This window comes from Lactonifactor longoviformis DSM 17459 (genome assembly GCF_900129135.1).
GTDB classification, from domain to species: domain Bacteria; phylum Bacillota; class Clostridia; order Lachnospirales; family Lachnospiraceae; genus Lactonifactor; species Lactonifactor longoviformis.
This window is the reverse complement of the sequence record NZ_FQVI01000030.1, coordinates 20,443-40,367: the sequence shown is the minus strand read 5'-3', so window position 1 is coordinate 40,367 and position 19,925 is coordinate 20,443. Positions and strand designations below refer to the sequence as shown.

Genomic DNA, 19,925 nt, shown 5'->3' with positions numbered 1-19,925 from the left:
GTGCAGCCGCAAAGTACTTATAGATGGAAAGCGTTTATTGCAGTCTCAATAAATAATTTCATGGCTTCCGAGATATATTTATCCTTATGGTATACAATATGATTTGCATTTCGAAGGGAGAGCTCGCCTGTTTCCAGGGAGATGAGTTCTCCTTTTTTGATCTCTTCTTTTACCAGTATATCCGGAAGCACAGTAACCCCAAGGGAGGCTTTGGCAGCCTGTATAAGCGCTTGGGAATTGACACTGGTCCAGGCTGGGGTGAGTGAAAGTCCGGCCAGTGTGAAGGCGCTGTCCAGGGTGTCCCGGATGGCGCTCCCTTTTTCCCGTACCAGCAGCCTTTCTCTCTGAAGATCCTCCAGTGTGAGCATGGGCCTGCGGGCACAAGGGTGTCCGGGAGAACACAGAAACAACAGAGAATAGGAGGAAAAGGGCAGGCTTACCAGCTGGGAGTAGGGAATGGGCCCCTCGATCAGAGCCAGATCCAATTCATTGTTCAGCAGCTTTTGGGTGACAGCCCCGGCCTGTTCTATGATTATCTGTTCCTGGATATGTTCTGCTGAGCTGCAAAAAGCAGCCATGATGGAGGGAAGCCAGAAGTTCCCTATAGTAATTGTAGAACCAATTCGAAGAGGCAGAGGCTGCTCAGCAGTGAGTGCATTGGTTTTAAGATCCTCATACAATTCAAGCAGCCGGTTAACCTTTGACAGCATAAGCTTACCGGATGCATTCAGATAGATACGCCTTGAGAGGCGGTCGAAGAGAGGGGAACCGATCTCTGCCTCCAGTTCCAGAATAGCGTGAGAGACCGCCGGCTGGGTCATGTACAGACGGTGTGCGGCCCTGGTAAAGCTTCCCTCCTCGCAGACAACTTTGAATATGTATAAATGTCGAATGGTCATACGCTCTCCAATCCATTACTAATTATTCATGATATATAGAAAATTATATAATTTTACTAATGAGTTGGCAAGAGATATAATAGGGATAAACGTGTGATGCTGTCTCACTTCAGAAAGGGGAACCTGTATGATACATCAGGTACGGCGATGCCTATGGCTGTTTTTTATACATATGTTTATCAGCGCATTTACATTTGGCGGGGGATATGTTGTGATTCCAATGATAAGAAAGTATTTTGTAGAGAGAAATAAGTTATTCCAGGAGGGGGATCTCCTGGAGATGGCTGCAATTGCACAGTCGGCTCCAGGGGCAATCGCCGTGAATCTGTCGGCACTCACCGGATACCGTGTGGCCGGCAGGACAGGAGCAATGGTGAGCTGTGTGGGCTCTGTGGTCCCTCCTTTGCTCATACTGTCTCTGGTATCTATGGGGTATCAGGCAGTGGCCGGCAACCGGATTCTCAGAGGAATCCTGGGAGGTATGGAAACGGGAGTGGCTGCATTAATCGTAGATCTGCTCATTGATATGTGGAGAGCACTCTTGCGGGAAAAATACTTGCTTCTTCCGATTCTGGCTGTGGGGACCTTTTTGGGAAGTTATATACTGCATCTGCCGGTGCTCCTTCTTCTGGGGCTTTCCGGCTTTCTCTGCGCGGCAAAGGCGCGGGGACGGAGAGGGGGAGAAGTGTGTTAAAGACATTATTCACTGTATTTCTGGAGATCGGGGTCTGCAGCTATGGAGGCGGCTATGCTGTAATTCCTCTGATTCAATCTCAAGTGGTAGATGAGAGGCATTGGCTGACCCTAAGAGAGTTCACTGATATTATTACCATATCTCAGATGACTCCCGGCCCTCTGGCAGTGAATACATCTACCTTTGTAGGACTGCAGACAGGAGGGATCCCCGGAGCTGTGCTGGCAACCGCAGGCTGCATTCTGGCGGGAATCATCATCTCTGTTCTGCTCTATAGATTTCTGGAAAAAAATCGGCATTCTGTCTATATCAGGGAGGTGTTTCGGGGGTTGAGGGCATCTTCTCTGGGGTTGATTCTATCCGCGGCGGCAACCATACTGGGATTGGCGCTGTTTCAAAAAGGGAAGCCCGGTGCCGGACTTCCCTCTATGATTCTGTTTGCAGGGTCTCTGCTGCTTCTGAGGCGGTTTCGGACCCATCCGATCCTGCTCATGCTGGGGGCAGGGGCTGCGGGTCTTTTATTTCTATAAAATCAGACACCGTACTGCTCTTTATTTTTCTCTAGCATCTCAGCAATAAGCTTCCTGCAGTATTCCCCAAGAAATTTCTTATCTTCTTTGCTGAGCTGGTTTGGATAAATGGGATCCCCGTATTCAATCACTACTTTTCTGGCCTTAATCCGGGGAAATTGATCCTCAAAGATTGCGGAGGTGTTGTTCAGGGCTATGGGAATGATTGGACATCCTGATTTGGTGGCAATCTTAAAGCTCCCTTCATGAAAGGGGAGAAGCGCCAATTCGTCCTTTCCCTTATTTCTGGTCCCTTCCGGGAAGATGCACACAGAGACACCATTTTTTATCTCGTCTACCCCTGCCAGGATCGTCTTCAGACCTTCTTTGATATTATCCCTGTCCAGGAAGAGGCAGTGCAGGTACTTCATCCAGTTGCTGAGCAGAGGAATCTTGAGCATCTCCTTCTTGGCGACATACCCTGTGCGTCCGGGGCACTGTATATATGTTAGCAGAATATCGAAAAAACTTCTGTGGTTCCCAATGTACAGCACCGGCTGGTCAGCGGGAACTTTTTCGTGGCCGATCACCGTAGCGTCAATACCGGCGGCACGGATACAAAGCCGGAAGACCCCCTGGACCAGCCTGAGGGAAGTCATATCCTTTACCCTGGGAAAAGCCAGACCGATAAGCCATTCTATGAGAAGAATGGGAATGGATAAAATCAGGAATCCTATAACAATCAAACATACCACTAAAAAACGAATCATAATTTCCTCCAACCGGCGCACGGAAGCGCCCAAAACATACTATACCAAATGGTACATATCCATTATACGGAAAAAACAAAAACCTTGCAATGAGAAAAGAGAAGAATAAATTTGAACATTCCACATAAAATATTGGTAAGAATGGGAAAAAGGGCATCATTATGAAAAAATGGACAATAGGACTCCTGCTGGTCAGTATGATGGCGGTCTTTCTCGGAGGGTGCAGTCTGACCAAGGTAAAAGCTGATGATGTAGTGAAACCAGAATATACGGTGATGAAAACAGATGACTTCCCGGAAGAGGTAGCGGACTTAATTGAAGAAAATAAAGAAAAGGAATTCCAGATGACATACCAGGACGGAGAATATCTCTACCTGCTGAAGGGATATGGGAAACAGGAAACAGGGGGATACAGCATTCAGATCGCGGATTTGTCTTTGTGGGATAACGCGATTCACCTGCAGACCATTCTAATCGGACCTGACAGAGACCAGGAGATCAAAGAAGAGCCGTCGTATCCTACCATTGTGATCAAGATGGAATACCGGGAAGAGCCGGTGATATTCGAATAAATTAAAGAAAAGAGGGCATATTTTGGAATTATTAACGAAACAGATGCAGATGCTGACAGTAAAATGCCAGGCAATCAGCCAGGTGACATTTGACGAGGATTTAAATGTTCCGGATGTAAAACCGGATGTGGGGCGGATGATACAGAAAAAAGGGGAAGTACTGATTGAAGATGTTCAGATTTCTGAGGGAGCTGCCTATATTAAGGGAGAGCTGGTAATATCCCTGCTCTATGTGGGGGACAGTGAAGAGAGAAGGATACATAGTCTCCAGGGCAGACTGCCTATCGGTGAGACGCTTCACCTGAACGGACTGGAAAACGGAGATAAAGTGCGGCTGAAATGGGAGATCGAGGATCTGAGCCTGCAGCTCATCAATTCCAGAAAATTAAGCGTCAAGGCGCTGGTGACATTTATGGCCGGTGTGGATGAGACGGGAGAGGTGCGCCTTCCCATTGGGCTTGTGGAGGAAGATATCTCACAGAAAAAGCAGCCCATCAGTGTTATGGGTCTGGCGGTACATAAAAAGGATACCATGCGGATCAAAGAGGAGATTGCCCTGGCATCCAACAAGCCTAATATTTATGAACTTCTCTGGGATACCATTGAGGTGAGAGGCCTGGATATCCGTACAGAGGATGACAAGGTGATTGTAAAGGGAGAGCTTTTTTTATTCGCCCTGTACAGCGGCAATGATGACAATAATTCCCTGCAGTGGCTGGAGCACTCAGTTCCCTTTGCACAGGAAGTGGAGTGTCTGGGCTGTGCCATGGATATGATCCCCAATATTGAGGTAAATGTCAGCCAGAGTGACCTGAAGGTGAAGCTGGACGGTGACGGGGAAGAACGAATGATCGGGGTAGATGTGGTTCTCGAGCTTGAGATTAAGGTGTATGAGGAGGAGGAGCTCTCTCTTCTTCTGGATGTCTATACGCCTCTGAAAGAGTGTATTCCCATTCGGGAGACACAGACCCTGGAAAGTCTCCTGGTAAAGAATTTCTCGAAATGTAAGGTCAACGATCGGGTGAAGGTAGAAGAAGATCAGGGGAAAATTCTTCAGATCTGCCACAGCGACGGCATGGTGAAGGTGGATGATACCAGAATTGTAGAAAACGGCATACAAGTGGACGGGGTTGTACAGGTGAGAATTCTCTATATAGTAGGAGATGATGATATGCCGTTCTATTCTATGAATGCTATGATACCCTTCAGTCATGTGGTAGAGGCAAAAGGAATAGACCAAAACTGTGTCTATCATCTCCGGGCGGATCTGGAGCAGCTGTCCACAACCATGATTGACAGTGATGAAATAGAGGTTAAAATTGTAATGAATCTCAATGCGCTTGTGGTGAGACAGAACCCACAAGGGCTGATCTCGGGGATTGAGGAACAGGAGCTGGATAAAGAAAAGCTCCATAATATGCCGGGCATTACGGGATACCTGGTGCAGCCCCAGGACACTCTCTGGGATATTGCAAAGGCATTCTATACTACGATTGATACTATTATGGAACTAAATGAACTGGAGTCAGAGGAGATTCAGCCCTATGATACCCTGATTTTGATGAAGAAAGTGGAAAGCTGATCCGTGAAGGGGACGCTGCCTCATAGTCTGCAAAGGCTGTGGGCGGCGTCTTTTTTAGATCCGTCTTGCCCTTTCTCCCAGAGGCAGCTGAAATGTTATCTTAATAAATGGTAATAAATTACAAATAATCAAACCAATAATTGTTAAAAAGTAATATTGACAGAAAAATCTACGCCTACTATAATGAAAGTAACTTCACTGGTAATACCAGTTAAATGATATTACCAATAGAACGTATCCTACATATACAAGAAAGAGAGGTAAAAGAATGGACAAGTTAATTATCACCGCAACTGTAGACTCCAGTGCATCTTATCCGGATAATCCCTACTGTCCCAGGATGGGGGATGTAAAGACAACGGCTGAAGAATATAACCGTGCAGTGGACGCAGGAGCCAGTATCTGCCATGTTCATGGGGTCCACTTTCTGGAGGATGAGATTCAGCCGGACGGAAGACAGCTTTCCGCCATAGATTTTGACGGGTGGCAGGAGCTGAATGACCGCATAAAGGAACATGCGGATCCGGTAATTCAGTACGGGATAGCCAGCGCCCGGATGCCTGCGAAGGTGAAGCTTATGGATCAGAAGCCGGATATGATGTCTTACTGCTTTAATGCCCACGATGAATGCTTTCAGCCGAACCCGGACAAGCCTCCCAAGTGCACCTATGCGGTGCATCCTATCCAGGAACTGCGGGAATTTCTCACTGCATGCAATGAAAAGGGAGTAAAGCCGGAGATTGAGTCTTTTACCACAGGGGCTTTTTACAACATCGAAGCATTGAGAAAGGAAGGCTTGTTTAAAGAGGATGAACCAATCTGGACCACGTTATTTATTGCATGGCCCGGCGGCGCGTGGACACCGCCCACCCCTAAATCCCTCATTAACTTTGTAGATCATCTGCCTGCCAATGCCAATTTTAACGTGAGTGTTATGAGCTATGATGTAAATAAAAACTGGGAGATGCTGACCCAGGCAATTCTTCTTGGAGGCCATGTGAGAGTGGGCTGGGAGGATAATCCTTATATTGCTCCCGGAGAATATGCGAAAACCAATGCGCAGCTGGTAGAGAAAATCGCTTCCATCTCCCGGAGTCTTGGCAGAGATGTGGCAAGTCCTGACGAAGCTAGAAAGATTATTTTTGGAAAATAAGCAGACATAAATAGGATGCCAGACATGCAGAAACTACCCATGGTACTGTATGAAGGCATCCTATTGTGATTTTAGGGAAATGCACAAAAGGGAGGAATAGCAATGAAAGCAATGGTCCTGGAAAGCATGGAAAAAGGCGCCCATCTTACCAATGTGGAGCTTCCGGAGATAACAGAAAACGATGAGGTGATTCTGCAGATAAAAGCCTGCGGAGTCTGCGCCACAGATATTAAGGTTATGAAAGGCGATATTGAAACGAACGGAGTTCCCCGCATTTTGGGACATGAGCCTATGGGGATAGTGGTAAAGAAAGGAAGCGCTGTACACAACGTAAAAATCGGAGACCGGGTGGTAACTGCCACATATGTTACCTGCAAAAGCTGTAAATACTGCCGTACCGGACGGGAGACCCTGTGCGAACATGTATCGGCGAGGATAGGGATCACTATGGACGGGGCATTTGCCGAATATATGAAGATTAAGTGTCAGAATCTGGTAAGGGTTCCGGACGGGGTAAGGGACGAGGAAGCGGCAGTTATGCCCTGCGGCGCAGGGGTCCCGTACCATGCGCTGGTTAAGCGGATCAAGCTGACTCCCATGGACCGGGTAATTGTTTTGGGAGTGGGAGGAGTGGGGATGCAGGCCCTTCAGCTTGCCGCCCTGTGCGGAGCGGAGACCGCAGCGGTTGATATAAACGAAGATAAGCTTGGGATGGCGAAGGATAACGGGGCGGCATATACCGTCAATTCCTCAGAGGAAGGGTACCTGGAAAAACTGCGGGCATGGGGGGAATGGAGCGTGCTGTTTGATACCACCGGATATCCCCCGGCAATTACAGACTGTGTCTCGGTTCTGGAAAGAGGAGCCAAGGTGGTTCTGGCGGGATACGGGAAGGACAAATCCCTGAGCATTCCGCTGGCAGATGTAGTGCTGAAGGAGCTGGAGATCTATGGCTCCAGAGGGGTCAGCATACAGGACATTGAGGAATTGATGTCCTTGGTAGAGAGGAAAAAGCTGCAGCCCGTTACCCATATATATCCGATGCAGAAAATTGAGCAGGTATTTGAGGATATGCAGAGTAACAGGCTGACCGGACGTGCAGTGATCGTTCCGTAAAGGGTAGGGAAGGAAGGGAGAATATTGACAAACGAAAAGATACTGAAATTATATGAGCTTATGGTAACCAGCCGTCTGCTGGACGAGTTCTGTGAGAATGAATTTGTGAAAAAAGGGGTCAATCTCCGTCATTACCACTCGGGGATCGGACAGGAAGCTCTGTCTGTGGCAGGCGCGTTTGTTCTGCGGAAGACGGATTACCTCTATTATACCCACCGGGGTGTGGGTTCTCTTCTGGCAAAGGGAGTATCTCTGGAGGCGGTAATGCGTGATATGTTCTTTAAGACAGGGGGAACCAATGACGGAAGCGGCAGTGTCATGCATACCTATGCACCTGAGGTAGGGATTGTAGGAAGAAACGGGGTCTTTGGCTCCCGGTTTACCATTGCTGCCGGGCTTGCCCTGGCTGCGAAGGAGAGAAAGACAAAAACAGTAGCTTTGTGCTATTACGGGGAGGCGGCCGCCGCAAGAGGAATGTATTACGAGGCGCTGAATATGGCGGTGCTGTGGAAGCTCCCTGTGATTTATCTGGCAGAGAACAATGGATTTTCTGTCAGCTCAAGGACAGAGGAAGTGTATGCGCCCGGGAATATGTCTGATATGTGGAGAGGCTTTGATATCCCGGTGCTCCGGTTTGACGGCAACGATATGTTTGCTGTGGCAGAGGCTGTGGAGAACGCTGTCAGCCGGGCGCGTGAGGGAAAAGGCCCCAGTGTGCTGGAGGGGATTACCTACCGTATCTCTGAACATATTCCCTTCGAGGATCACTATGCATACCGGGAAGAGGCTGAGATAGAGGAATGGAGAGAAAAAGATCCCATCGCGAGGGCCCAAAAATCCTTAATCGGCATGGGGATCTGGAATATGGAGAAGGAGGAAGCCCTTTGTACCGAACTGAAGGGGCGGATCCGTGAACTCTATCAGAAGGTGGAAAAAGCACCTGTAACAGACCCCTCAGAAATATACCGGAAAGTATACTATAGGTGATCAGATAGGAGGTAGAACATGAGAGTAACACTGAGGGAAGGAATACGCAGAGTACTGTTTGAGGAAATGCAGAAAAACCAGGAAATGATCATGATGGGAGAGGCCTTCTATTACACAGGATCTCTGTTTTCAAAGGTGATCACGCCAAAGTTTCATCTTACTTATGGGAAGGAGCGCATCCTGGAATGTCCCGTGGCAGAGAACGGTATTATAGGCATTGCCTTTGGCGCGGCCCTGGCCGGCATGACAGTGGTTCCCGAAATCTGGGCGGCTGATTTTCTGCTGTGCGTGGGAAATGAGATTGTAAATGACATTCCAAAATGGAGATACCAGCACAGATACCGGGAACCTATCCACATGGTAATCCGGGCGCCTATGGGGCTCTTTTCCGCTGGGGGAGGGGGCCCGGAGCACAGTCAGTGTACGGAGGCCTGGCTCCATAATTCACCGGGCCTCACCATCGTCGCCCCCAGCACTGTGAAGGATGCCATGGGATTGCTGAGAGCCTCTTTAAAATGCGGAGATCCGGTGATTTTCCTGGAACACAGGCAGGTATACGACGTGGAGGAAGAGGTGGAGGACACCTATTTTGAGACAGAATTAGGAAAAGGAAGAATTGTGCGGGAGGGAAAGGACATTACCATTGTCGCCTGGGGAATGATGGCATTGCGGGCATCCGGGGCAGCAGACATACTGAAGGCCGAGGGAATCCAGGCGGAGGTGATAGACCCCAGAACAATTAAGCCTATGGATTATCAGATAATTCTGGAGTCTGTAAAAAAGACAGGGCGGCTGTTGGTAGCCGAGGAGTCTCCCAGAACAGGCAGCATTGCGGGAGAGATTATGACAAGAGTAGCAGAAAGCGGGACAGGTGCCCGGATGGCCCGCCTGACCATGCCGGATCTGCCGTACCACTATATTCCCGAATATGAGGCTTCTACGGTCCCCTCGGAGAAGGAAATTGCTGCCAAAGCAAGGGAACTGCTGGGGATGGCGTAGGCTTCCCGGAGGAAGAAAGGAAGTGACAGTATGCCGGTTTTAGAGGTGAAAGGGTTGAGAAAGCATTTTGCAGGGGTGCAGGCTTTAAACGGTGTAGACTTCGTTCTGAAAAAGGGGGAGGTCCATGCCCTGGTAGGGGAGAACGGCGCGGGAAAATCCACACTGATTAAATCTCTTACGGGAATCTACAGGCCGGACGGAGGAGAGATTCTTCTGGACGGAAAGCCCTATGCCCCTCAGCACCCAAGGGAGGCATTTGACCTGGGGATCAGTGTCATTCATCAGGAACTGAATCTGCTTCCTGAACTGGATGTGGCAGCCAATATTTTTATGGGAAATCTCCCCACTAAAAGGAATGGCCTGATCGACAAAAAGCGGATGTATGAGGAAGCAGGACATTATCTGGAACTGCTTGGACTGGACTTTTCTCCCAGGACAAAAATAAAAAAATTAAGTATTTCTCAGGCCCAGATGGTAGAGATTGCAAAATCCCTGTCCCACAATGCAAAAATCATCTTTATGGACGAGCCCACCTCTTCCCTGAGTCCCACAGAACAGGAAAAGCTTTTTCAGGTGATCCGGGAGCTGAAGGAACGGGGGGTTTCTATCACCTATGTTTCCCACCGGCTGGAGGAAATTATGGATATCTGTGACCGTGTTACCATTCTCCGGGACGGACAGCTGGTTACATCTATGGATATAAAGGACACGAATATGGATGAAATCATCAACCGTATGGTGGGAAGAGACTTGTCTAACCGCTATCCCAAGATGCAGATCACGCCGGGAGAGACGCTTCTGGAGGTGAAGCATCTCTCCAAAAACAGTGTACTCCACGACATTTCCTTTTCTGCCAGAGCCGGTGAAATCCTGGGAATATCCGGGTTTGTGGGCGCAGGGAGAACGGAACTGGTGAGGGCTGTGTTCGGCGCAGATCCGGTGGACAGCGGTGAGATATGGATTGAGGGCAAAAAAGTCCAGATCCGAAATGTCACAGATGCTGTTAACCACGGAATCGCACTGCTGACGGAAGACCGGAAAAACCAGGGGCTGCTGCTGAATATGTCCATCAAAGACAATATCTCAGTCTCAGGGCTGAACTGCGTCAAAACAAAACAAAAATTTTTTAAGGGTCCTTTTGTGGATAAAAAAGCAGTCGCTGAGAATGCGAAGTATTATGTGGATGTAATCAAGATAAAGACCCCGTCTCTGAAGCAGCTTGTAAAAAATCTAAGCGGGGGAAACCAGCAGAAGGTGATATTGGGGAAATGGATGTCCGTAAATGCCAAAATTATTATCTTTGATGAGCCCACCAGAGGAATTGATATTGGAGCCAAGGCAGAGATTTATACCCTGATGGAACAGCTGGCGAAGGCGGGGGCGGCCATTATTATGATTTCCTCCGAATTGCCTGAGATTCTGAATATCAGTGATAGAATCCTGGTCATGCGGTATGGCCATATAACAGCCAGGCTGGCAGCCCGTGAGGCTACGGAGGAGCTTATCATTCATTACTGCGCAAAGGAGGTTAAAGATGAAAGCACAGCTTGAAAAAGAGAAAGCATGGGTAGGAAAGTATGTGAACAGATCCACGGTAAAGAACTTAAGTACTCTTTTTGCGCTGATCGCCATCTGGATAGCCCTGAGTATTGTATCACCGTATTTTCTGACCATCAGCAATTTCAGCAATATGTTTCTCCAGTCGGCAAATATTATGATCCTGGCCATTGGAATGACACTGATTCTCATCTCCGGCCAGATCGACCTGTCTCTGGGTTCTATAGAAGCGTTTGCCGGGGCCGTCATAGCCGTATTAAGTGTCAAATACCAGCTGCCTATATTCGCGGCACTGCTCATTGCCCTGTTGGTGGGAACCGTGTGCGGATTCGTTAACGGGTTCCTGGTATCCCGGTTTAATTTCCCTGCTTTTGTGGCCACCTTGAGTATGCAGGGCATTGCCAGAGGGCTTGCGCTGATTATCACAGGAGGAACCTCTGTTTATGGATTCCCTGAACTGTTTAAGTTTCTGGGCCAGGGTAAGATCGGGGCAGTTCCATTTCCGGTTATTATTTTCCTTATTCTGCTGGCCGTATTCGGAGTTGTTGTTAAATCCACGAAATTCGGCGTGAATTTGTTTGCAGTGGGAGGAAATGAGGAGGCGGCCGGCCTGTCCGGCATTGATGTAAAAAAAACAAAGATGCTGGTGTTTATTATATCAGGGACCTTAGCCGCACTGGCAGGCGTCATTGTTACCTCAAGACTGAATTCCGGACAGGCGACCATCGGAGAGGCAGATGTTATGGATACCATTGCGTCTGTAGTGATCGGGGGGACCTCCCTGAGCGGAGGCATAGGAAGCCTGAGAGGAACGGTTGTAGGTGTTATGATAACGATCTCAATCAGGAATGGACTGAATATCATCGGAGTCTCTGCCTATTGGCAGCAGGTATGTATCGGACTTATCATTATTGCGGCGATTCTCATTGATCAGTTCAGCAAAAAAGAGCGTTAGAGGTTAGGAGGAGAAAGATGAAAAGAAAACAAAGGAAGGGAAACAGATGGATATCTATACTTTTGGCAGCTTTAATGGCAGTGAGTATGCTTCCCGGCTGTGCAAAGCAGAAGACAGAAGCGGCAGAGACAAAGGGAGAAAGTAAGACGGGGGAGACAAAGCAGCCTGAGGACATTCGGCTGGGGATGATTGTGGGGGATCTGAGCAACCCATTCTTTCTGACAGTAAAAGAGGCGGCTGAGAAGCGGGCCGAAGATCTGGGTGTCTCCATTACAGTCCTGGGCTCTAAGACCATCGAGGAAAATGTAAAGGCGGGGGAGGATATGATCCAAACGAAGGTGGATGTTATGGCAATCACGCCATTTGACGCCACAGGCAATATTCCTCTGGTGGAATCCGCCAATGCGGCGGGAATCCCTGTGTTTACCATTGACTCCACCGTGGACGGAGGAGAGGTTGTCTCCTATATTGGCACGGACAATGAGCTGGGAGGAGAACTGGCCGGGGAATGGATGGCGGATAAAATCAATGGGAAAGGAAAGATTGCCATTATAGAAGGGGGCTCAGGCTCGTCCACCAATACTTACCGGCTGAAGGGATTCCGGGATGTCATCGATCAGTATCCGGAGATTGAGGTGGTGGCGTCTGTGGCGGCCAATTGGGCCAGAGACGAAGGGCTGAATGCCATGAGCGACATTATTGCCGGCAACCCGGACCTGGCGGCAGTAATGGCTATGAACGATGAGATGGCCCTTGGAGCGATGGAAGCGCTGAAGGCAGCCGGAAAGACGAAGGATGTTGTCCTGTGCGGGTACAACGGGGCGGCAGAAGCGATACAGAATATATACCATGGGGATATGGCCGCAACTGTGGCCCAGTTTCCGGAGGAAATGGGAAGGATGTTCGTAGACGCCGCGTATGATATTGCAGCAAGGGGTGTCTACCCGGATACAGACCACCTGAAACCGCCTGTCTATATGGTAGATACCGTGTCAGCCAACAAAGCAATGGCTGCCATCACGGATACGGATATGAAGCTGGATTATACCACGTCGGTAAAAGCAGATAAAAGGTACCGTTTGGGGATGGTAGTAGGGGATTTAAGCAACCCGTTCTTCCTGTCCGTAAAAAACGGGGCCGAGGCAATGGCGGAGATTATGGGGGTTGATATCACAGTTCTGGGCTCTAAGACCATTGAGGAAAATGTAAAAGCCTCGGAGGATATGATCCAGACTAAGGTAGATGCCATAGCCATCACTCCCTTTGATGCGTCAGGAAATATCCCTGTAGTGGAGGCAGCCAATGAGGCTGGAATCCCTGTATTTACCATAGACTCTGATGTGGACGGAGGAGAGGTAGTGGCCTATATTGGAACCGACAATGTATTAGGCGGTGAGCTGGCCGGGCAATGGATGACGGAACAGATCGGCGGGAAAGGCAAAATTGCTGTTATAGAGGGCGGTTCAGGGTCATCCACGAATACAGACCGGCTAAAAGGCTTCCACAGCGTAATTGATCAATATCCCGATATAGAAGTGGCGGCATCCGTGGCGGCCAATTGGGCCAGAGATGAAGGCCTTAATGCCATGAGTGATATCATAGCCGGTAATCCGGACTTGTCGGCAGTAATGGCTATGAATGACGAGATGGCTATTGGCGCCATGGAAGCGCTGAAGGCTGCCAACAAGACAGAGGATGTGCTGCTGTGCGGATACAACGGGGCACTGGAGGCGATTCAGAACGTCTATAAGGGCGAGATGGCGGCAACCATTGTACAGTATCCGGAAGAGATGGGAAAGATGTTCGTTGAGAATGCGGTGCTGACCATACAGGGTACGCCCCCTGAGAATCGGCACATTAAGCCCCCCATACAGACAATGAGCACCGTGTATCTGGAGAAAATCTACGACTCTCTGCAGGAAAATTAGGAGGATGAACTATGGAGTATGCAAATCAGACACCGAGGATAGAAGCGGCCCAGGTGGCGCTGGGCAGGGAACCGGCGGATATGGTAATCACAGGGGGAACCCTGGTAAATGTATATACCGGAGAATACTATCCTGCGGACATAGCTGTAAAAGGGACCCGCATCGCCTATGTTGGGGATGTGTCACATACAATCGGAGAACATACGAAGAGAATTGACGCGGCGGGATGCTACCTGTGTCCGGGAATGATTGAAACGCACCAGCACGTGGGGGGCTCACAGCTGACCATGACCGAATTTGCCAAGGCGGTGCTGGCCCACGGCACTACAGGCATCATCACAGATTTTTATGAGATAGGCATTGCCAGGGGAAAGAAGGCCATACGTTTCTGTCTGGATGAAATGAAAAAGACGCCCTTAAAACCCATTTATCAGGTTGCCTCACAAATCTACGTACAGAACGGACCCTTTGGAAATTCCGGGCAGGTGCCGGCGGAAGACTTATTTGAATTGCTCTCTTATCCGGAGTGCATAGGGATCAGTGAGTGGCCCGTGAGCATGATGACAGAGAAAGACGAGGTGGTGCTTAAGCTTCTGGAAGAGACGCTGCGCCAGGGCAAGAGGAACCTGGGTCATGACAGTGAGACCCCTGAAAAGACATTGCAGGCCTACTGCTGCCTTGGACATTCCTCCACCCATGAATGTGTGGAGATCAGCGAGGCCGTAGACCGGGCCAGACTGGGGCTTGCCATTATGACCCGCCAGGGCACGGCGGCCAGGGACATTGACAATATGAGCAGAACCCTTGTGGAAAGGAAACTGGACTCCAGCAGCTTTATGATCTGCACAGATGAGGAAGAGGTTGCGGAGCTGTACTCCCTGGGACACCTGGACTATAAAGTCAGGGGGATGATTGAGAGAGGCGTGGATCCCATGACCGCAGTTCAGATGGCGAGCATCCGTGCAGCCAGATATGCGGGGGTTGATGATGATATGGGGGGAATTGCACCGGGCAGAATCGCTGATATTCTGATTGTTACGGATCTCCCGCGGTTTGCCATTGATACTGTGATTGCCAACGGAGAGATTGCAGCGGTCAACTACAGGTATACGGGAAGCATGCAGGCTCCGGTATATCCGGATTTTGCCTATCAAACCGTACAGCTTCCAAAGAAGGTTATGTGCGCTGGGGATTTTGCTGTTGACGCACCCCGGAAGACAGGGACTGCAAAGGTGCATGTGATTGGCCAGAGAAACGGGCTTTTGGTTACGGAAGCGAGGACAGCAGTTCTTTCTGTGCAGAACGGGAAAGTTCTGGCGGACAGAGGGCAGGATATCCTCAAGGTGGCTAAAGTTGACCGGTATCAAACCTCCCGGAAATGGGGTGTGGGTTTTGTCCAGGGCTTTGGTCTGAAGGAGGGCGCGATGGGCAATACCTGGAACGGACAAAAGGAAGACATTTTTATCGTCGGTGCCTGTGATCAGGATATGGCAGTGGTAGCCAACCGGCTCCAGGAGCTGGGCGGCGGTTTTGTTGCGGCCTGTCACGGAGAAGTGGTGGCTGAGGTAGCCCTTCCATTGTTCGGGCTGCTGTCAGAAAAAACCTTCGAGGAACTGGTTGCGGAGGTCCTCGGGTTTAACAAAGTAATCAGGGACATGGGCTGTACATTTGACGGCCCTATGACTCAATTGGCTCTCATGGGTGTTCCTGTTGAGATTGGAACACTGAAAATGTCAGAGTTCGGACTTGTGGATGTATGGGAAGGCAAGCTGATTGATGTGGTTATAGAGTAAGCCATGCAGTTCCACTCCATCCGGGTATCCCTTGAAAGCGGGAGAGTATTTCTTACCTAAAGGCAGCATACAGGAAGTGCGGGGACAGCTTGCACTTGCGGTGAAATATGGTAATATTGTCAGTGTAGCCATAATTCAGCAAGCGGGAAGTCCGCCTGCCTGCCGTTTTACCATAATAGAATAACAGTAGAGGAGAAAAGAAATATGGGGAGCCTGGATGGAAACCGAAAAGCAAATATTGTAGCAAACGAAATCATTGATTTAATTCTAAAATCAGATATGAAGCCGGGGGACAAGCTGCCTTCTGAGAGGGAACTGGCACAGCGGTTCGGCGTGGGGCGGCCATCTGTGAGAGAGGCGGTAAGCGCACTGGTGATTTCGGGAATTATCGACATTCACCAGGGAGACGGACTGTACGTTTCCGATCTGGATGTAGATAAATTAATGATGCCCTTCCGCCTCTGTATGGATCTGGGGAAGTTTAATTATGAACAGCTAATGGAGATACGGGAATTATTTGAACCTGCCGCGGCTGAGATGGCAGCGCGGCTGATAACCGATGAGCAGATTGAAGAGGTGGAGGCCATTGTGCGCAATTCCAACCTGGAGAATCCGTACAGCTTTGCGGAGGATGACAGAAAACTGCACACCACAATCTTTAAGGCCACGGGGAATTATTTGTTTTTACTTATTATGCAGATCGTGGATAATCTGGCGTCTCTGAGCAGAGAGGTAACGGGACGCTACTTAGAAGTGAGGAAGGTTGTCCATCAGGATCATATCAGAATCGTCCAGGCACTTCAGAAACGGGATGAAAAAGCTGCCGGAGAGTATATGAAGCAGCACATTGAGCATATTAGAATGATCATGGATCTCAACGAGGATGTTTTTAAGTCGGAATTCCTGAAGGTAATTCAAAATATGGACAATGTAGACTTAAAAGTGGATCCGTAAGTGTACCGGAAGCATAAGTGCCTGGCAGATTGGAAAGTCAGGTGAACGCATGAAAATTTTAGATTTTCATATTCATATATCTGAAGATACAGCGATTGAGGAAGTTCTGTCTTTTCTGGACCGTCTGCAGATGGATCGGGGAGCTATACTGGCTACAGACCACGGCCTCCAGGGAATTGAGCGCGGGACTAACGTATCCTGGAGGAAGGCCGCGAATCTGGCAGAGGCATCCGGCGGACGTCTGTACGCAGTGGGATCCGTTCATCCGGACAGGGTCAAGAATCCGGCTGAGGAGCTTAAGACTATGCTTGAGGCGGGGGTAAAAGGCTGTAAGCTTTATCCCCACAGCGGCTTTTACCCAAATGACCGGCGGCTGGATGAAATGTATGCTTTGGCCCAGGATAGAGAAGTTCCGGTACTGATTCATACAGGGATAAAGGCTCATTGGTTTCAGCAGATGAGGTATAATGAGCCTATCTATATTGACGATATCGCGGTACGGTTTCCGGGACTGCACGTTGTAATAATGCACGCCGGCTATCCTTGGGTGGAGGAAGCGCTTCTTGTGGCAAAGATGAATGAGAATGTTATCATTGATCTTACTTTTTTAGATGTTCTGGAATATACCTTTGCCCCAGGCCTCACAGAGTTTGTGCTCCGACGCTGTATGCACAGCTTAGGGGACCAGAAACTTGTCTGGGGTTCTGAGGGCGAGCGGCTTGGACTGAGCGCCTTTGAGGACAAGGGAGCTGACCGTGTGAAGGAGTATCTGAATAGAATAAAAGGCATGGACTTTATATCTGCAGGCAGTCTGGACAGGATTCTATATGAAAATGCAGCCAGACTGCTGCACGTGTAGGAGGATAGGATATGAATTTTAGCGGGAAGATTGTAGTAATCACAGGATCCGGAGTGGGGATTGGCAGGGCCGCGGCTATCAGGTTTGCTGAGCTTGGAGCCAAGGTTGTGGTAAACGGGCGGTCTGAGGCCCATGGCCGGGAAACCTGCAGGCGGATTATTGAGGCAGGGGGTGTCTGTACCTTTGTACAGGCAGATGTCTCTGAGGCGGCAGGGGCGGAAAAACTGATCCGACAGGCGGTACAAATCTATGGAAGAGTTGATATACTGGTTAATAATGCCGGGGTGGTACTGCCCGGAAACGTGGAAACCGTCTCAGAGAAAGATTGGGACACCTCCATGGATGTCAATGCCAAGAGCTGTTATCTGGTATCTAAGTATGCGGTAGATGTCATGCGGCAGAGCGGAGGGGGAGTGATTGTCAACAACGCTTCCGCTGTAGCTGTAAAGGGAGTCAGAGACAGAGCCGCATATGCAGCCTCCAAGGGAGCTGTGGTGGCCCTTTCCCGATCCATAGCAGCTGATTACATAAAGGAGAATATCCGCTGCAACTGCATATGTCCGGGAACAACGGAAACACCATCCCTGGAGGAGCGTATCGCCGTGTTTGAGGATCCCAAGGCAGCCAGGGAGGACTTTATTGCCAGACAGCCCATGGGCCGGTTAGGGAAGGATACGGAGATCGCGGAGGCAATCGTATTTGCTGCATGCGAAGAGGCAGCATTTGTAAATGGTGCGGTGATTATGGCGGATGGCGGAATGACAATTTAAAAAGAAAAATACTGAAAAAGGCCCCTCGCAGAGATGCACGGCCTTTTTCTGAAACTGATATCATCCTACGTACTATAGTCAATATTGACCAATAATCATTCCCAGGTTTAGAAAGAATGCATGAACTTTTCGGAATCCGACAAAATATGTTGTAAAACCTCATAAAATCGGGTAAGATAGATTGTATAAAAACGGATACAGTATACAAAGTACATGCAAAATACAAGGAGAAACACATGCGATTAAGAGCCTTGGCAAAGATAAATTTGGGGCTGGATGTTGTGCGCCGCCGGGAGGATGGCTATCATGAAGTCCGTATGGTAATGCAGACCATTAATATGTACGATCAGCTGGACATAAAGAGGAAAAAAGCACCGGGGATCGTACTGACCACGAATCTGCCCTATATACCTACGAATGAAAATAATCTTGTTAACAAAGCATCCAGGCTTCTTCTGGAGGAATTCAATATTCATGACGGCTTGGTGATCAATCTCAGGAAATTCATACCGGTGGCAGCAGGTATGGCCGGCGGAAGCTCTGATGCGGCAGCGGCAATGGTGGGGGTTAACCGTATGTTCCGTCTGGGCCTGTCCCAGCAGGAGCTGATGGAGCGGGCAGTTGCCATAGGGGCGGACGTGCCCTACTGTATAATGAGAGGAACGGCCCTGGCTGAGGGGATCGGAGAGCGTCTGTCTGCTCTGCCTCCCATGCCCAAATGCTATGTTTTAATCGGAAAGCCGGGGATCAGCGTTTCCACGAAATTCGTATATGAGAATCTGCATGCCAACGACCTTGCCTGGCATGTGGATATAGACGGACTGGTAGAGGGACTGTATAAGAAGGATTTAAGAGGCATTGCCGGAAAGATGGAGAATGTACTGGAGACAGTAACGATTCCAAACTATCCGGTGATTCAGGAGATTAAGAATCATATGAAGAGCCACGGAGCCCTGAACGCAATGATGAGCGGAAGCGGGCCCACAGTCTTCGGACTGTTTGACAATGATAAGACAGCCAGAAATGCATGCCGGCAGCTGAAAAAGAGCAGACTGGCCAAGCAGGTATTTCTGACAACCATTTTTAACAATGGAAATGGAGGAAACTACGAATGACAAATGATTTCCAGATGCATATGGATGAGTATCTGCCGTTGCGCGATGTTGTATTTAATACTCTCAGAGAGGCTATTCTCACAGGGCAGCTGAAACCGGGAGAGCGTCTGATGGAGATATCCCTGGCCAACCGCCTGGGGGTCAGCAGAACCCCTATCCGGGAAGCGATCCGCAAGCTGGAACTGGAAGGACTTGTTATTATGATACCCCGGAAGGGGGCAAAAGTAGCCTCCATCACCGAGCGGGAGCTCAATGATGTACTGGAAGTGCGGATGGGACTGGAGGAGCTGGCAATCAAGCTGGCCTGCAGCCGTATGGGGAATGAGTCCATAGAGAAGCTGAAGGAAATTTCAGACAGGTTTGCCTCTCTGATGGAGACAGACGATCTGACAGCCCTTGCCCAGGCAGACGTAGAATTCCATGAAACCATATACAGCGGGACTAACAACCGCCGCCTGGTGCAGATCCTGAGCAATCTCCGGGAGCAGATGTACCGGTACCGGGTAGAGTACCTGAAGGATGCGAAGGCCAGGAGAACCCTGATCACAGAGCATGAGGCAATCTACCGGGCGGTGAAGGCCCGGGATGAGGACGCAGCTCTTATGGAGGTTAAGAGGCATATCGGGAACCAGCAGAAGGCCATTATCCGAAGCCTGCATCTAAAAGATTAGAATAAAAAGGTAATTTTTGCACATGATAAGAGAGATACCCAG

Annotated in this window: 19 protein-coding genes; 17 read left to right on the top strand and 2 right to left on the bottom strand. The window is 49.3% G+C overall.

Annotated elements, in window-relative coordinates; genetic code table 11:
• Nucleotides 1-17 precede the first annotated feature (17 nt).
• Entirely contained in the window at nucleotides 18-899 is an 882-nt protein-coding gene (locus BUA56_RS19140; RefSeq protein WP_072854388.1) for a LysR family transcriptional regulator, read from the bottom strand.
• Between the two features lie 127 nt (nucleotides 900-1,026).
• Here BUA56_RS19140 and BUA56_RS19135 point away from each other — a divergent pair, with 127 nt between their 5' ends.
• Together BUA56_RS19135 and BUA56_RS19130 are read left to right on the top strand one after the other, a co-directional pair.
• Complete coding sequence (locus BUA56_RS19135; protein WP_072854387.1) at nucleotides 1,027-1,593, top strand: chromate transporter; 567 nt, start codon at nucleotides 1,027-1,029, stop codon at nucleotides 1,591-1,593.
• Nucleotides 1,587-2,123, top strand: a complete 537-nt coding sequence (locus BUA56_RS19130) for a chromate transporter (protein WP_072854386.1) — start codon at nucleotides 1,587-1,589, stop codon at nucleotides 2,121-2,123. Before BUA56_RS19135 ends, BUA56_RS19130 begins: the two co-directional genes overlap by 7 nt.
• Nucleotides 2,124-2,125: 2 nt before the next feature.
• Here the strand turns inward: BUA56_RS19130 and BUA56_RS19125 are convergent, their stop codons facing one another.
• Nucleotides 2,126-2,872: a lysophospholipid acyltransferase family protein gene (locus BUA56_RS19125; RefSeq protein ID WP_072854385.1), complete on the bottom strand. Its 747-nt coding sequence runs from the start codon at nucleotides 2,870-2,872 to the stop codon at nucleotides 2,126-2,128.
• Between the two features lie 161 nt (nucleotides 2,873-3,033).
• Between BUA56_RS19125 and BUA56_RS19120 the strand changes: the two genes are divergently transcribed.
• The 15 genes from BUA56_RS19120 to BUA56_RS19050 all read left to right on the top strand — a co-directional run bounded on the left by BUA56_RS19120 (nucleotide 3,034) and on the right by BUA56_RS19050 (nucleotide 19,883).
• Nucleotides 3,034-3,444, top strand: a complete 411-nt coding sequence (locus BUA56_RS19120; RefSeq protein WP_072854384.1) for a protease complex subunit PrcB family protein — start codon at nucleotides 3,034-3,036, stop codon at nucleotides 3,442-3,444.
• A 22-nt stretch (nucleotides 3,445-3,466) separates the two neighbouring features.
• Nucleotides 3,467-5,026, top strand: a complete 1,560-nt coding sequence (locus BUA56_RS19115) for a DUF3794 and LysM peptidoglycan-binding domain-containing protein (RefSeq protein ID WP_072854383.1) — start codon at nucleotides 3,467-3,469, stop codon at nucleotides 5,024-5,026.
• A 268-nt stretch (nucleotides 5,027-5,294) separates the two neighbouring features.
• Complete coding sequence (locus tag BUA56_RS19110) at nucleotides 5,295-6,179, top strand: beta-keto acid cleavage family enzyme (RefSeq protein WP_072854382.1); 885 nt, start codon at nucleotides 5,295-5,297, stop codon at nucleotides 6,177-6,179.
• A 102-nt stretch (nucleotides 6,180-6,281) separates the two neighbouring features.
• A complete protein-coding gene (locus BUA56_RS19105; protein ID WP_072854381.1) occupies nucleotides 6,282-7,295 on the top strand; it encodes an alcohol dehydrogenase catalytic domain-containing protein in 1,014 nt (337 codons plus the stop codon).
• Between the two features lie 24 nt (nucleotides 7,296-7,319).
• Nucleotides 7,320-8,282, top strand: coding sequence for a thiamine pyrophosphate-dependent dehydrogenase E1 component subunit alpha (locus BUA56_RS19100; RefSeq protein ID WP_072854380.1), 963 nt, complete (start codon nucleotides 7,320-7,322; stop codon nucleotides 8,280-8,282).
• Between the two features lie 18 nt (nucleotides 8,283-8,300).
• Nucleotides 8,301-9,281 carry an alpha-ketoacid dehydrogenase subunit beta gene (locus BUA56_RS19095; protein ID WP_072854379.1) on the top strand — a complete coding sequence of 327 codons (981 nt, stop codon included), beginning with the start codon at nucleotides 8,301-8,303 and terminating at the stop codon, nucleotides 9,279-9,281.
• Nucleotides 9,282-9,311: 30 nt separating this feature from the next.
• A complete protein-coding gene (locus BUA56_RS19090) occupies nucleotides 9,312-10,832 on the top strand; it encodes a sugar ABC transporter ATP-binding protein (protein WP_072854378.1) in 1,521 nt (506 codons plus the stop codon).
• Nucleotides 10,816-11,793: an ABC transporter permease gene (locus tag BUA56_RS19085; protein ID WP_072854377.1), complete on the top strand. Its 978-nt coding sequence runs from the start codon at nucleotides 10,816-10,818 to the stop codon at nucleotides 11,791-11,793. The genes BUA56_RS19090 and BUA56_RS19085 overlap by 17 nt, the downstream gene beginning before the upstream one ends.
• Nucleotides 11,794-11,810: 17 nt before the next feature.
• A complete protein-coding gene (locus BUA56_RS19080; RefSeq protein ID WP_072854376.1) occupies nucleotides 11,811-13,721 on the top strand; it encodes a sugar ABC transporter substrate-binding protein in 1,911 nt (636 codons plus the stop codon).
• A gap of 11 nt (nucleotides 13,722-13,732) precedes the next feature.
• On the top strand, nucleotides 13,733-15,514 hold the full coding sequence (locus BUA56_RS19075) for an adenine deaminase C-terminal domain-containing protein (protein ID WP_072854375.1): 1,782 nt from the start codon (nucleotides 13,733-13,735) through the stop codon (nucleotides 15,512-15,514).
• A 204-nt stretch (nucleotides 15,515-15,718) separates the two neighbouring features.
• Nucleotides 15,719-16,468 (top strand): FadR/GntR family transcriptional regulator, encoded by a 750-nt coding sequence (locus tag BUA56_RS19070; protein ID WP_072854374.1) that lies wholly within the window; start codon nucleotides 15,719-15,721, stop codon nucleotides 16,466-16,468.
• Between the two features lie 49 nt (nucleotides 16,469-16,517).
• Nucleotides 16,518-17,327 carry an amidohydrolase family protein gene (locus BUA56_RS19065; RefSeq protein WP_072854373.1) on the top strand — a complete coding sequence of 270 codons (810 nt, stop codon included), beginning with the start codon at nucleotides 16,518-16,520 and terminating at the stop codon, nucleotides 17,325-17,327.
• Nucleotides 17,328-17,338: 11 nt separating this feature from the next.
• Nucleotides 17,339-18,097 carry an SDR family NAD(P)-dependent oxidoreductase gene (locus tag BUA56_RS19060; protein WP_072854372.1) on the top strand — a complete coding sequence of 253 codons (759 nt, stop codon included), beginning with the start codon at nucleotides 17,339-17,341 and terminating at the stop codon, nucleotides 18,095-18,097.
• Between the two features lie 176 nt (nucleotides 18,098-18,273).
• On the top strand, nucleotides 18,274-19,212 hold the full coding sequence (ispE, locus tag BUA56_RS19055) for a 4-(cytidine 5'-diphospho)-2-C-methyl-D-erythritol kinase (RefSeq protein ID WP_479724305.1): 939 nt from the start codon (nucleotides 18,274-18,276) through the stop codon (nucleotides 19,210-19,212).
• Entirely contained in the window at nucleotides 19,209-19,883 is a 675-nt protein-coding gene (locus BUA56_RS19050) for a GntR family transcriptional regulator (protein WP_072854370.1), read from the top strand. The genes ispE and BUA56_RS19050 overlap by 4 nt, the downstream gene beginning before the upstream one ends.
• Nucleotides 19,884-19,925 lie beyond the last annotated feature (42 nt).